Source organism: Ancylobacter amanitiformis, assembly GCF_030814815.1.
Classification (GTDB): Bacteria; Pseudomonadota; Alphaproteobacteria; order Rhizobiales; family Xanthobacteraceae; genus Ancylobacter; species Ancylobacter amanitiformis.
Window position 1 is genome coordinate 1 of sequence record NZ_JAUSVR010000034.1, and the last position, 13,904, is coordinate 13,904.

Genomic DNA, 13,904 nt, shown 5'->3' on the forward strand with positions numbered 1-13,904 from the left:
CGCCATCGCAAGCCTCCGTGTGCCCGCAACCTCGAATCAGATTTTCAGCAGCTTGGGAATCCCGAACGTGAGTCAGCCTCAGCGCGCCTTGGTATGAGCCCGGCCGGGGCTTCCTCCGGCGGACCTAGAACAACAAGGAGCGACTCGTGATACGGAGCGATTGCGAGAACCGTCGTGGAGAGCGGGTCAGGTAGGATAAACCGAACAGGCGGCGGCACTGACGCCGGGAATTATTGTTTCGGGGAGATCTGCTTGAGGGCACCTAGCCGACAACGTTCGCCGAGTGCAGCAACTGCGAGGCGGTACGAAGATCCTGTGTATCAAAGCCTTCGCTGAACCCCCGATAGAGGGGGCGGAGTAATGCGATAGCCTCGCCCGAGCGGCGCATGTCGATATAGTGCGCCGCAAGATCGCTTGCGGCGCGCAATTCGAATGACTTTGCACCGATCGCACGCGCTTCATTCACCGCGCCCTTCCACATCTGTTCGGCCGCGGCATGATCTCCGGCACGGTGATGAATGGCTGCATCCACCCGCATCAATTCGCAGCGACACCATCGCTCACCCTGCCGCTCCTGAAACTGGAAGGCGAGGCTGATCGTGTCGGCTGCCTCGTCCAGCAAACCCCGGTGCAAGAGAACCCGGGCGAGGCCGGCGATATACATGCCGATGCGCAACAGATACCTGCATTCGATCATGTGGTCGATCGCGTCTCTCACTTCGCGATAGGCCTCACCATCTCCCTTCAAGTAGCTAAGCGTGCCCCTGAAATAACGATGAACCGGGATCCAGCGGGGAATGATTTCCCGCTCCATATTGCGTTGCATCAACATGGAATAATGTTCGAGAAGGGCAATGTTCCCCGTCTCCAAAGCCAGCGGCAGCGCAGCCAGTCCCAACGCGTTGGATTGCGACAGCCAATGTCCAGCGCGCCCAGCCTGCTCGACTGCGTCGCGCGTGACAACGTCGGCATAGTCGGCGCGGCCGGTCATCCAGGCGATGAAAGTGAGATAGCATCGGACCGACACAAATCGGATGACGTCCTGTCCTGCCATGGCTGCGCGCTTACCGGCGAGGGAATGTTGCGCCGCGAGCCGGTCGAGGACCTGCCCGCTTTCGACAAAGTCGCCTCGATGTGCTTTAGCCCAGGCCAGCGCGCGATCGCCTTCGGGGGCGGCCGACCAATCCCGGTGGCGCGCCGACAATCTCTCGGACGCTTCCAGGCAGCCGATGGCCTCATCGATCTTGCCGACCTCCATCAGATAATACGCGAGCCCCTCTAGGCCGCGCTGTTCATATTCGAGGCTATTGGCGCGCTGTGCGAAACCGATGGTATTGAACCAAGCCTCCTCAATTTCCTTGCGCATCCTCGAGTAGAACAGGCTCCAGGCCCGCGAGCAGGCAAGTTTGGCCTTGAGAAGATCATCGCACGGCACGCCTTCTGCGAGCTTCAATGCCACTTCCGTGCGTTCCTGGGCTTCGGAAAGGATCGAGGTCTCCGACCAGAGCGGAATGGCCGCGACCGTCAGTTTGATGCCGAGCGCGACATCGCCATCAGCGCCGAAGGCCCAAGCAAGCGCGGCGCGCAAATCGGCGAGCCGGCTCACATAGCGCATGGTCCAATCGCCCGTTTCGAGCCAGTGCCACTCATCTTCCGATCTCCTGAAGAGATCGAGAATGCGCTGCGCGTGATATTTGAGGATCAAGGCGTCGGCCTTATCGGCACGGCGTTTTTCGGCAGCGTAATGTCGGGTGCTGTCGAGTTGTCGATAGCGCAACCCCGGCCCATTGACTTCTGCGTTCAGCAGCGATTTTGCGACGAGGCCGCCAAGGCCGGCGACGACATCGATGGGATCCAGACCCACCGCTCGGGCGATGTGAACGGCATCTTCCAAATCGAAGCAGTCGGCAAAGATCGACACCAAGCGGAAGATGACCGCCTCTCTCTGCGGAAGAAGTCGGTAGCTCCAGTCTATCGTTGCAAGCAGCGTTTCATGACGCGGCGCCGCCCCGTCGGGGCGAGGATTGGAGAAGCTGGTGTGCCGATCGAACATCGCCAGCAGCTCCAAAGGTGAATAGTTCTCGAGCTGCGCCGCCATCAGTTCGATCGCCAGCGGCAATCCTTCTACCGAGCGGCAGATCGACACGACCGCGTCGCAATCGGCATCGCTGATTTGATACCCTGCCCATTGCAGCGCCCGAGACGCGAACAACTCCACAGTCGGGAATGAGATAGCGCGTTGTAAGGGTAGTCCGGGTTCGTCATCAGGAACGGCAAGCGGCCCGATCCTGATTAGAAATTCCATGTCGAAACTCAGTGGCTCGCGGCTTGTTGCCAGGATCTTCGACAATCCCTTTTTTAATGCCAAGCTGCGTGCAAAAATTGTTGCGGCGGCCAGCACATGCTCGCAATTGTCAAGAATGATGAGCATCCGGCGCGAAAGCAGATAGTCGAGTATCGCGGTGAAACTGTCGTCAGGATTGCCCCGAATGCCGAGCGCGGTTACGAGAGCGACTGGAAGTAGAGTCGGGTCGTCTATTGTAGCCAGATCCACGAGGCAAAGGCCGTCGACACATATGTCGGCATAGGCGCGGGCTGCGGCAATGGCCACGGTTGTCTTGCCGATCCCGCCCGCGCCCACCAGAGTCACATGCCGTTCGCGGTGCAACGCGGTCAGCACGTCGGCAAGCTCTGCCTCCCGGCCCACGATATGCCCCTGCGGTGGCAAATGACCCAAGCCGGGACTTTCCGCAAAGGCGTCGCCTTCCGCGAACGCCCCGATTCCGGCCTGCACTGGCGCAATGAACCGATATCCGCGGCCCACGACCGTAGCGAGATAGCTAGGGTTCAATTTGGTGTCGCCCAGCAGGCGCCGCAGGTTGGACATGTTGACCTTGAGATTGCTCTCGTGGACAAAGATCCCGGGCCAGGCGGCGGCCATCAGTTCCTCTTTTCTAACGAGTTCGCCACCGCGCTGCACGAGTAGTCGCAGCAGTTCGAAGCCCCGACCGCCAAGCTTTATGGGGTCGCTCTCAAGAAGAAGAATTTGTCGACTCGGAATTAGTCGATACGGTCCAAAGGAAAATACCAATTCCGCTTTTGGGCGTTCTGCAGCCTCATCCATAATGCAACCCCTCGCAACCAGATCGGCCCTAAGATCATGGTCAAGCGGACCGCGATCAGCATCGCCAGAATATCAACCGTCAGCGATTGTTTGAACGCGCAATTCGGCGCGATTTAGCGCAGGTGAGGACCGGCTGTGTGCATCCACTCCCCCGGGGACGGGTCGCAGAACATCGCCAAGGACCGTTTACGGGCACGGCCAATTTATAGATGCATGGCGAAAGGCTCGGAAGCTGACGTGAAGTACCAGAGCCGGGAACGTCAGCTTCCGGATTGAGTCTCTACGTCAGCTATGGCGGCGCAAGGGTGTCGACGTGCCCCAACTCGCTGATGTCCGCTTTTGGGCCGCGGCCGTTGCCAGATCAATGACCGAGATGGCGCCGCAAAGCCGCCGTTCGCAAGGGCGTACCGATATGGCCGCATGGGGTTAAGAGCGGCGACGAGCATGCAACAGGAATGTGCCGATACCACTATTGGCTCTGGCCAAGCCGTAGAGGTCAACTCTCAGTTTGCTCCGATACACTCAATGCGTCGTCGACTTCGATTCCGAGATGCCGGACGGTGCTTTCGAGCTTTGTATGGCCGAGCAGGAGTTGGCAGGCGCGCAGATTTCCAGTCCACTTGTAGAGGATAGAGACCTTGGTCAGCCGACAGCTGTGGGTGCCGTAGTCCGCCGGTTTTAGGCCGATCAGGCTTACGCATTGGTCGACGAGACGTCCATATTGCCTCGCATTGACGTGCTGTCGGGGCGATCAAGTGGAGGTCGGTGCCTCTGATCATGGCGCTCGTTCGCCGGCGTCCTCCCACCGGATCGTGCGCTTGACTCTCGTTCCGAATTGAGTCGTTTTAAACGAACAAAGCAGGAACAACTATGCGCGCGGCACACGATGTTTCCGCGCTGCGGCAGATGCTCGCCGGGCTGGAGGCGGAGCGTCTGCCTAGCGCTTCATCGGCCTTCAGCCTGGGCGCTGCGGGGCCTGACGGCGTGCTGGCCGAGACGCTCGCACGCGGGGCGCTGCATGAGATCTATGCGGCGGAGGGCGCCGACATGCCGGCCGCTTCCGGCTTCTCCCTGGCGCTGGCGCTGCGGGCGGCGCAGAGGTCGGGCGAGGAGCCGCCGCAGAGCAAGCTCCCAATGCGCCCCATCGTCTGGGTGCGGCAGGATTTTATCGATTCTGAGGCGGGCCGCCTTGACGCGCACGGGCTGAGAGGCCTGGGGCTCGACCCGGCGCGGCTCATCCTGGTGCGGGCGCGTGACCCGGAACAGGCGCTGCGCGCGGCTGGCGACGCGGTGCGCTGTGCGGCGCTCGGGGCGGTGCTGCTGGAGCCCTGGGGCGAGCCGAAGGCGCTGGACCTCACCGCCACGCGGCGGCTGGCGCTGCGGGCCGGGGCTTCCGGCGTCACCTTTTTCCTGCTGCGCATGGCGGAGAGCCCCTCGGCCAGTGTCGCCGTCACCCGATGGCTGGTGCGCCCGATCCTCTCCACCCCGCTGGCGGCGGACGCGCCGGGCGCCCCCGCCTTCGCCGTCACGCTGCTGCGCCATCGGGGTGGCCTCAACGGCCATGCCTGGAATCTGGAGTGGGACCATGAGAGCTGTTCCTTCCGCGACATCACCCCGCTATCTCGCGCTGTGGTTCCCGTTCCTGCCGGCAGACCGGCTCGACAGGACGCGGCGACACAGGGCGAGGGGACCGGGGATGTCCGGCCCTTCCAGCGCGCCGGATGAATCGGTGCCGCTGGTCTTCGTCGAGCGGGTGAAAGGCGCGCTGCGCCTCTCCGCCATCTCCGCGCAGGCGCGGGCCGTGGGTCTGGCGCCCGGCCTGACGCTGGCGGATGCCCGCGCGCGGATTCCCGCCCTCGCGGTCGCCGACCATGATCCACGCGCCGATGCCGGCTTTCTCGAACGGATCGCCGATGATTGCGACCGCTGGACCCCGCTGGTGGCGCTGGACGGTGTGGATGGGCTGGTGCTCGACATCACCGGCTGTACGCATCTGTTCGGCGGCGAGGCAACGATGCGCCGGCATGTCATGGAGCATCTCCAGCGTCATGGGCTGACGCTCCACGCCGTGGTGGCCGGTACGCCGGAGGCGGCGCGCGCGCTGGCCCGCTGCGGCAAGGGCGGCGTGGTGCCGGTCGGGCGCGAGGCGGAGTGCGTGGCCCCGCTCCCCATCGCCGCGCTGGACCTGCCGGAGGAGAGCGTGACCGGGCTGACGCGCGCGGGGCTGCGGACCATCGGCGATCTCGCCGCGCGGCCGGGCACGCCGCTCGCCGCGCGCTTCGGCGAGGTCTTGCTGACCCGCCTGCGGCGCACCCTCGGCCATGAGGATGTGCGCATCACCCCGCGCCGCCCGCTGCCGGCCTGCATCGCCGAGCGGCGCTTTGCTGAACCGATCGGGCGGGCGGAGGATGTCGAGGGCGCGCTTGGGATGCTGATCGACGACCTCGCGCTGATGCTGGAGGCGCGGGGCGAGGGCGGACGGGCCTTCGAGGCCTCCTTCTTCCGCGCGGACGGCACGGTGCGGCGCATCGCGGTGGAGACCGCGCGCCCCTCGCGCGATCCCGCATCGCTTGGCCGGCTGTTTCACGAAAAGCTCGACGCGCTCGCCGACCCGCTCGATCCCGGCTTCGGCTTCGATCTGGTGCGCCTCGCCGTGCTACGCGCGGAGGCGCTGGCGCCGGCGCAGGTGAGCCTCGACGGTCGGGCCATCGAGGAGGAAGAGGTGAGCGCGCTGGTCGACCGGCTGGCCGCGCGGCTCGGCCGGGACCGGGTGCTGCGCTTCATGATGCGCGACACCCATGATCCTGCCCGCGCCGCCAGCCTGGTGCCGGCGGCCGATCCACCGCCGCCCGCGTGCCCGATGCCGGAGGACGGGCTGGCCCGTCCCCTGATGATGTTCGACCCGCCGCAACCGATCGAGGCGCTAGCCGAAGTGCCGGATGGCCCGCCCTTGCGCTTCCGCTGGCGCCGCGTGCTGCACGAGGTGGTGCACGCCGAGGGGCCGGAGCGCATCGCGGCCGAGTGGTGGCGGCGGGAGCACGACACGCCGACACGGGATTATTACCGGGTGGAAAATAGTCAGGGACGCCGCTTCTGGCTATTCCGCGTCGGGCTGTACGACCGCGAACCCGGCCCGCCGCGCTGGTTCGTCCATGGGCTGTTCCCATGAACGCGGTTTTCTATGCCGAGCTGGCGGTCACGACGAACTTCTCCTTCCTTCGCGGGGCATCCCACGCCAGCGATCTGGTAGCGCAGGCACTCCAGCTTGGCCATGCTGGCATCGGCATCGCCGACCGCAACAGCGTGGCGGGCGTGGTGAGAGCCTATGCGGCCTTGAAGGAGGCGGAGGAGGCGGAGGAGGCGTGGCGCGAGGAGATCAGCGCGCCGGAGGCCATCTTGCCCTTCCAGCTCGCGGTGGGCGCGCGGCTGATCTTCGCCGATGGCGCGCCGGACGTGATCGCCTATGCACAGCACCGTGCCGGCTGGGGACGGCTGTGCCGCCTCCTGACCATCGGCAACATGCGCGCCGCCAAGGGCAGCTGTGTCCTTAACCTCGACGACCTGCTGGCCGATGCCGGCGGGCTCTCGCTCATCCTCATGCCGCCGCGCGCACTGGACGAGCTGGCGCCGCGGCTCGGCCAGCTCAAAGAGGCCGCACCCGGCTCCGTGTGGCTCGGCGCCGACATGCCGCGGCGTGGCGATGATCGGCGCCGGCTGGCGGGGCTGAAGGCGCTGGCCGCGGACGCCAGGGTGCCGCTGCTGGCGATGAACGATGTGCTCTATCACCACCCCTCCCAGCGCGATCTGCAGGATGTGCTCAGCTGCATTCGCGAGGGCACGACGATCGGGGCCGCCGGCCGGAAGCTGGAGGCCAATGCCGAGCGCCACCTCAAGCCGCCCGCCGAAATGGTCCGCCTGTTCCGCGACGCGCCGGAGGCGGTGGAGGAGACGCGTCACTTTCTCGCCCGGCTCGATTTCTCGCTCAGCGAACTGAAATATGAATATCCCGAAGAGCCCGTCCCGCCCGGCTATACGGCGGAGGGCTGGCTGGAGCAGATGACGTGGCAGCGGGCCGCCATCCGCTATCCGGGCGGCGTGCCGGCCAAGGTGGAAAAGCAGCTCCGGGAGGAGCTGGCGCTGATCGCGGAGCTGAAATACGCGCCCTATTTCCTCACCATTCGCGACATCGTCAGCTTCGCGGAGAAGGAGGGCATCCTGTGCCAGGGGCGCGGCTCGGCAGCCAATTCCGCCGTCTGCTACGTGCTCGGCATCACCGCGGTGGACCCGGCCGAGAGCGACCTGCTGTTCGCCCGCTTCATCTCCCGCGAGCGCCGCGAGCCGCCTGACATCGACGTCGATTTCGAGCATGAGCGGCGCGAGGAGGTGATCCAGTACATTTATGAGCGCTATGGCCGCATGCGCGCCGGCATTGCCGCGACCGTCATCTCCTATCGCCCGCGCAGCGCCATCCGGGATGTCGGCAAGGCGCTCGGCCTCACCGAGGACGTCACTGCGCGGCTCTCCAGCCTGATCTGGGGGAGCTGGGGCGACATGGTGGCGAAAGGTCAGATCGGCCAGGCAGGGCTCGATGCCGACAATCCGTCGATACGCCGCACCGTGGAACTCGCCGGCCGGCTGCTCGGCTATCCCCGCCACCTCTCGCAGCATGTCGGCGGCTTCGTGCTGACCCAAGGCCGGCTTGATGAGATGGTTCCGATCGGCAAGGCGGCGATGGCGGACCGGACCTTCATCGAATGGAACAAGGACGACATCGACACGCTCGCTTTGATGAAGGTCGATGTGCTGGCGCTGGGCATGCTCACCTGCATCCGCAAGGCGTTCGATCTTATGCGCGACCATGAAGGTGTCGATTATGCGCTGGCCGATGTGCCGACAGAGCAGAGCGATGTCTACGACATGCTGTGCCGGGGCGATTCCATCGGGGTGTTCCAGGTGGAAAGCCGGGCCCAGATCAACATGCTGCCGCGCATGAGGCCGCGCCGGCTCTACGATCTCGTCATCCAGGTCGCCATCGTCCGACCCGGCCCGATCCAGGGCAATATGGTGCATCCCTATCTGCGCCGGCGCGAGGGGAGCGAGAAGGTGACCTACCCCTCGCCCAAGCCGCCGCATGATCCCGATGAGCTGGTCAAGGTACTGAAGCGCACCAAGGGCGTGCCGCTGTTCCAGGAACAGGCGATGAAGCTCGCCATGGTCGCGGCCGAGTTCACCGAGGTCGAGGCCAACAAGCTGCGCCGGGCCATGGCGACCTTCCGCAATATGGGGACGATCGGCCAGTTCCAGACCCTGCTGATCGAGCGGATGAGCGCGCGCGGCTACGACCCGGCCTTCGCGGCGCGCTGCTTCGAGCAGATCAAGGGCTTCGGCGAATATGGCTTCCCGGAAAGCCACGCCGCCTCCTTTGCCAAGCTGGTCTACATCTCCGCCTTCATCAAATGCCGCTACCCGGCCGTGTTCGCGGCGGCGTTGCTGAACTCCCAGCCCATGGGCTTCTACGCCCCGGCGCAGATCGTGCGCGATGCGCGCGAGCATGGGGTGGAGATACGCCCTGCCGACATCAATCACAGCTTCTGGGACAACACGCTGGAGCGCCGTCCCGATGGCGCGCTGGCGCTGCGCCTCGGCCTGCGGCAGATCGACGGCTTCAGCGAAAGATGGGCGGAACAGCTCGCCGCCGCGCGGGGCGCCGGCTACCGCGATATCGAGACGCTCTCCCTGCGCGCGCGCCTGCCCGCCGGGGCTTTGCGCCGGTTGGCGGATGCCGATGCGTTCGGCTCGCTGGGGCTCGACCGGCGCGCGGCGGCGTGGATCGTCCGGCGTCTGCCCGATGATGCGCCGCTGCCTTTGTTCGCGGCGGCGCAGGCGCGCGAACTTGGTGCCGAGCCGGATGCGCAGCTTCCCCTCATGCCGCTGCCCGAGCAGATTGCGGTGGACTACCAGACGACGCGCCTCTCGCTCAAAGGTCATCCGATGGGCATGTTGCGTGAGATTTTCCAGGCGGAGGGCATCGCCAGCAGCGCGGACATTGCGGAACGGCGCGACGGCAGCTTCATCCGCACCGCCGGGATCGTGCTGGTGCGCCAGCGGCCGGGCAAGGGCAACGCCATTTTCATGACGCTGGAAGACGAGACCGGCATCGTCAATGTGCTGATCTGGGCCCGGCTGTTCGAACGTTTCCGCGCGCAGGTGATGGGCGCGCGCCTCGTCGTAGTGGAAGGCCGGGTGCAGAAGAGCAAGGAAGGCGTCATCCATGTGATGGCCGAGCGGGTGATCGACCGCTCCGGCGAACTCGCGCGGCTGTTCGACGATCCCCACCAGAAGGGCGCCTACCCTCTCCCCCGTCCGAAGGTCGCCCCCGGCGTTGACGAGCGGGCGCGCTCTGCTACCCGCGAGGGCCACATGACGGCCGCCGGCCGCTCCCCGCAAGGCCATCCGCGCCAGGTCCGCGTCCTGCCGAAATCACGGGATTTTCATTGAGCCTCGCGCGGCACAATGCCGGCGTGACCTATGGCGCGGCCGGTAAAATGAGCGCGCGGCGACAGCGCCGGCGCGTAAAGTTGCACGGAGGCGAACTGGACGAGGAGCCAGTGAACGGCTGTGTTGATCGCAACGATGACGTCTGGAATGGGACGAGCTTCCAGCGACGGCTCCTGGCGCTCTCCGGCGGGCCGGTGGCGCTGTGCTCATCGTCCCAAGCTGCCGACGAACCGCCAGTACCAGCACCGATGCTCGTAGGGGCATCATGACCAGAACTCGAAGGCAGTGCCGTGCCATAAGCCGGCCAGACCCCTTCTGCTCCATCCTTCGCGCAGCCTTGGGCAAGGCCGTGGAGCCATGGCTATTCAGTCCATCGGATTACCGAACGTCCGCTGGTCAGATCCGTCAGCAGCCGGTCCACCCCACCGACTTCCGGTTTCGGCGCTGACACCGACAGAATCGCGCCGCTGTCCGTGAAAGCGTGAACGCTCATTTGCACGCCCGGGACGGCGGTCAACCTCGCCTGGGCCAGCGCCAGATCACTGAACCCGCACGTGACGGTTCCGGAGACGGTCTCGATGAGCGCCGCCTTCTTGGCTTCTCGCAGGCAGAGGGCCGCCGTTCCGCCATAGGCACGGATCAGGCCGCCGCTGCCCAGAAGGATGCCGCCGAACCAGCGCATGACGACGACGGCGACGCGATCGAGGCCTTGCCCGTCGACTGCGGCCAGGATCGGCTTGCCCGCAGTTCCACTGGGCTCGCTATCGTCGTTGAAGCGGTAGTTCTGCCCCACGCGCCATGCCCAGCAATTGTGGTTGGCGGCCGGATCCGACCGTGTCGCGATGAAGTCCTTCGCCGCCGCCTCGTCCGCGACGGGACCGGCGATTGCGATGAATCGGCTCTTCTTGATCTCCTGGCGGCGGATCGCGAGTTCAACGAGGGTAAGGCGCTCGACCATGCGCTCGTCTGTCATAAACTCGGTTCCCAATCGTCCTTGGCTGAGGGAATGTCTGCTTCCAGGCAGAGAGCTTACATTAGCCAATAGTGCTCTTCACCCATCAGCTCACCATCGATCACGGCTCCCAACTCGGCGGACTTCCGATAGACGTCCGCAATGCCTCGGTGAAGGCGCGCACCTTTGCGCTCGGGTGCGGCAGGGCGCGAAGGAGGTAGATGCCTGACAACTCCTCGTTCCAAGGCTCGTCACCGAGCCGCAAGCGCACCAGCTTGCCGGCCCTCACGTCCGGCCCAACAACCCAGCTCGCCAGAAACGCGATCCCCAGACCCGCCTCGGCTGCCACACGCAGGGCCTCGAAATCATCCGACCGGAAGGTCACCGTGCCATTCCCGGCATGGCCCGCCGGGCAACCGAGCACGTCGCGCCAACCAAGGAGATCGGCGCCATGGAGCTTGTCGAGCAGCCGATGCGATGACAGATCCGCCGCGCTGTCAGGCGTGCCCGCCCGCGCCAGATAGACCGGGCTCGCGACCAGCAGCCGCGTGAGCGGCGCCAGTCTTGTCGCGATCAGCGTACTGTCGGCAAGCGCGCCCATGCGGATGACGGCATCAAGCCGCTCGGCCACCGGATCGGCGAGCCGCTCCGTCAGGTCGAGCTCGACATGCAGGGCGGGATGCTCGGACTGCAGGGCTGCGACGACCGGCAGGACGTAGCGTTTGCCGAAGGTCGGGAAGCAGGCGATCCGCAGCGTGCCCGAAACGGAACCGTCGAAGGCGGCGACCTCCGCATGGGTGTCGGCCAGTTCGTCGAGATGCCGCAAGGCCCGCTCATGCAGCCGCCGGCCGGCATCGGTAAGCGTGAGCGCCCGCGTCGAGCGGATGAGCAGGGCGACGCCCAAATCCTCCTCCAATGCGTCGATCTGGCGAACGACCGCCGAAGGCGTCACCGCGCGCCGGCGAGCGGCCCCGGAAAAGCTCCCCGCCCGGACGACATCGACGAAGGTGGCGAGGAATTCGGCGAAATGGGGTCTCATCTTTGCGATCCAGGCAAAGCCGTTTGCAGCAGGCTCCGGCTTATCGCCGGTCCCGGACACTCGCATATTCGCGGCGTTCACACAGCGGCGAAACCCCGTCGCCGGCACGCAATACTCACGGCACAGTGGGCAGTCGTTCCATCTCGCAAGCAAGATCAGCGATCGTGGAGATATCGAAATACGTCCGGCCGAGACGTCGCGCATAACCGGTTCCGCATCAATCTTCACCGTATTGGCGTTCGGCCTCTGTGAGGGTGGGTACGGTTATATAATACAAACGTATATCGATAAGGCAAAAACATGAAAGTCCTCACTGAAAAGATCCTATCGCAATCCGCCTATACCGCGGACATCGACGTTCCCCTTGAAAAGGTCGATATCGCGGACTGGTTGTTCACACTGCCGGAAGCGGAATATCTCCGCTGCTGCCCGCCGGATCATATCGGTTCCGGCGTCACCATGACCGATGATGGCCGTCGTATGGTGATCAATGTCGAGATGATCGGCACCGGGCTGGTGATCCAGCACTATGTCGCCGAGGAAGCCACGGCGAGCTATTGCCGTATGAATTCGATCTCCGACGTGTTCACGCCGGTGGGACGCACGCAGGTCAACGTGATCTGGGAGCTGATCGCCGAGTCGATCGAGGGCGGGCGCACCCGTTATACGAACCGCGTCACCTCGCACCCGACTGACGTGTTCATGGACTTCCTCGCCGAGCACGGCCAGACCTTCGAGCAGGCAGCCGTGGCCCGGCAGGAAGCCGGTGGCGATCACAACCGCCGCGAGACGCCGCTCTTCGCCGCCAGCATCGCCCGCCGCGCGATCGCCAAGGCCGCGGCAAAATGAAAGCTATCGTGTTCGACGATTTCGGTGAGGCGGACGTCCTCCGCCTCACCGAAGTGCCTATGCCCGAGGTCCGCCCCGGCGACCTTCTGGTCAAGGTCCGCGCGGCCGGCGTCAACCGCGCCGATATTCTGCAGCGGCAGGGCTATTATGGCCGGCAGAGCTATGGCGAGAGCGACCTGCTGGGGCTGGAAGTGGCCGGCGAGGTGATTGCGGTCGGCCCCGATGTCACCGACATCCGGCCCGGCGAGCGGGTGATGGGAATCGTCGGCGGCGGCGCCTATGCCGAGTTTGCCCGGGTCGACCGTAGCATGGCGGTGCCTATTCCCGACCATCTTGATTATGTCGGGGCGGCGGCGGTGATGGAATCCTTCGTCACCGCCTGGGAAGCCGCCGTGCATCTGGGCGGGACAACGAAGGGGACGGCCGTGCTCATCCACGCGGCTGCGGGCGGGGTGGGTTCCGCCGCCGTCGAGATCGCCCACGCGCTTGGCGCCCAGGCTTTCGCGACCGCCAATGCCGAGCGTCGCGCCGAGGTGCTGGCGCTGGGTGCCGAGGTGGTTTTCGATTATCGATCCGAGGACTTCGAGCAGGGCGTGCGCGATGTCACCGGTGGGCGCGGCGTGGATGTGATCGCCGATTTCGTCGGCGGTGATTATCTCGCGCGCAATTTGCGCAGCCTCGCCCCGGGCGGGCGCCTCGTCCAGGTCGGACTGCTCGGCGGGCAGGATACCACCAACATTCCGCTCTCGGTCCTGCTGCACAATCACCTGCGCCTCATCGGCACGGTGATGAAATCGCGGACGGCGGACGAGAAGCGCGCCATGGTGCGGCGTTTCGCCGAAGGCGCGCTACCAATGTTCGCGGACGGCCGGCTGAAACCGCTGGTCGGTAAGGTCTTTCCGCTCGCACAGGCCGCCGAGGCGCATTGCGCCATGGAGGCGGGCGGCGGGTTCGGTAAGATCGTGCTGAAGGTGACCGCGTGAGGCACGGCAGTGCGCTCCGCCTCGCGCCGCGGCCGGCCATGACCGCAGGATAAGTTGCTGCCCTCGGCATTCAACCGACCGTCCGCAACTGGCGCAAAGGTGCCGACCTGCCCCACCTCGCTGATGTCCGCTTTTGGGCCGCGGCCGTTGCCAGATCAATGACCGAGATCGGGGCGCTTTGCTGAAAGACGACTCCGGGGCCGGGAGCGGACTGGCTGCTCTTGGCGTCAGACTAGCCAAAAGCGGCAGTCGTGGTTAACAGACGTGGCGTCCTGAATTGATCCCTAGCCGACGTCTAGAACGTCCGCTCTCGGGCGATCGGATGCGCGCCGCGACACTACCCTTGCCTCGCGCAGCGCTCGGCCTAGGCTCAGGACTCGTTGATCAGAGCCGGAAGATCACGGCAGCTGCGATACAGATGGCCGAGAAGAAGGTGGGGCGCATCGGTCGTAGCGTGTG

8 protein-coding genes and 1 pseudogene are annotated in these 13,904 nt (G+C 65.4%); 5 read left to right on the forward strand and 4 right to left on the reverse strand.

Annotation, left to right across the window (positions count from 1 at the left end):
- Nucleotides 1-262: 262 nt before the first annotated feature.
- Nucleotides 263-3,124, reverse strand: coding sequence for an ATP-binding protein (locus tag QOZ99_RS21990; protein WP_306892128.1), 2,862 nt, complete (start codon nucleotides 3,122-3,124; stop codon nucleotides 263-265).
- A gap of 496 nt (nucleotides 3,125-3,620) precedes the next feature.
- A pseudogene (locus QOZ99_RS21995) lies at nucleotides 3,621-3,857 on the reverse strand (site-specific integrase); the annotation flags it as partial.
- A 137-nt stretch (nucleotides 3,858-3,994) separates the two neighbouring features.
- Here QOZ99_RS21995 and QOZ99_RS22000 point away from each other — a divergent pair.
- Genes QOZ99_RS22000 through QOZ99_RS22010 form a run of 3 tightly spaced genes read left to right on the forward strand, consistent with a single transcriptional unit; the run spans nucleotide 3,995 to nucleotide 9,622 of the window.
- Nucleotides 3,995-4,849, forward strand: a complete 855-nt coding sequence (locus QOZ99_RS22000) for an ImuA family protein (RefSeq protein WP_306892129.1) — start codon at nucleotides 3,995-3,997, stop codon at nucleotides 4,847-4,849.
- Nucleotides 4,821-6,293, forward strand: coding sequence for a Y-family DNA polymerase (locus QOZ99_RS22005; RefSeq protein WP_306892130.1), 1,473 nt, complete (start codon nucleotides 4,821-4,823; stop codon nucleotides 6,291-6,293). Before QOZ99_RS22000 ends, QOZ99_RS22005 begins: the two co-directional genes overlap by 29 nt.
- Nucleotides 6,290-9,622: an error-prone DNA polymerase gene (locus QOZ99_RS22010; RefSeq protein WP_306892131.1), complete on the forward strand. Its 3,333-nt coding sequence runs from the start codon at nucleotides 6,290-6,292 to the stop codon at nucleotides 9,620-9,622. Before QOZ99_RS22005 ends, QOZ99_RS22010 begins: the two co-directional genes overlap by 4 nt.
- A 361-nt stretch (nucleotides 9,623-9,983) precedes the next feature.
- On the opposite strand, the gene QOZ99_RS22015 is transcribed toward QOZ99_RS22010, so the two are convergent.
- Nucleotides 9,984-10,595, reverse strand: a complete 612-nt coding sequence (locus QOZ99_RS22015) for an IMPACT family protein (RefSeq protein WP_306892132.1) — start codon at nucleotides 10,593-10,595, stop codon at nucleotides 9,984-9,986.
- 100 nt (nucleotides 10,596-10,695) lie between these two features.
- A complete protein-coding gene (locus QOZ99_RS22020; RefSeq protein ID WP_306892135.1) occupies nucleotides 10,696-11,613 on the reverse strand; it encodes a LysR family transcriptional regulator in 918 nt (305 codons plus the stop codon).
- A gap of 300 nt (nucleotides 11,614-11,913) precedes the next feature.
- On the opposite strand from QOZ99_RS22020, the gene QOZ99_RS22025 reads away from it, so the two are divergent.
- Together QOZ99_RS22025 and QOZ99_RS22030 are read left to right on the forward strand one after the other, a co-directional pair.
- Complete coding sequence (locus tag QOZ99_RS22025; RefSeq protein WP_306892133.1) at nucleotides 11,914-12,462, forward strand: hypothetical protein; 549 nt, start codon at nucleotides 11,914-11,916, stop codon at nucleotides 12,460-12,462.
- Nucleotides 12,463-12,470: 8 nt separating this feature from the next.
- On the forward strand, nucleotides 12,471-13,445 hold the full coding sequence (locus tag QOZ99_RS22030; RefSeq protein ID WP_306892134.1) for an NAD(P)H-quinone oxidoreductase: 975 nt from the start codon (nucleotides 12,471-12,473) through the stop codon (nucleotides 13,443-13,445).
- Nucleotides 13,446-13,904: the final 459 nt, after the last annotated feature.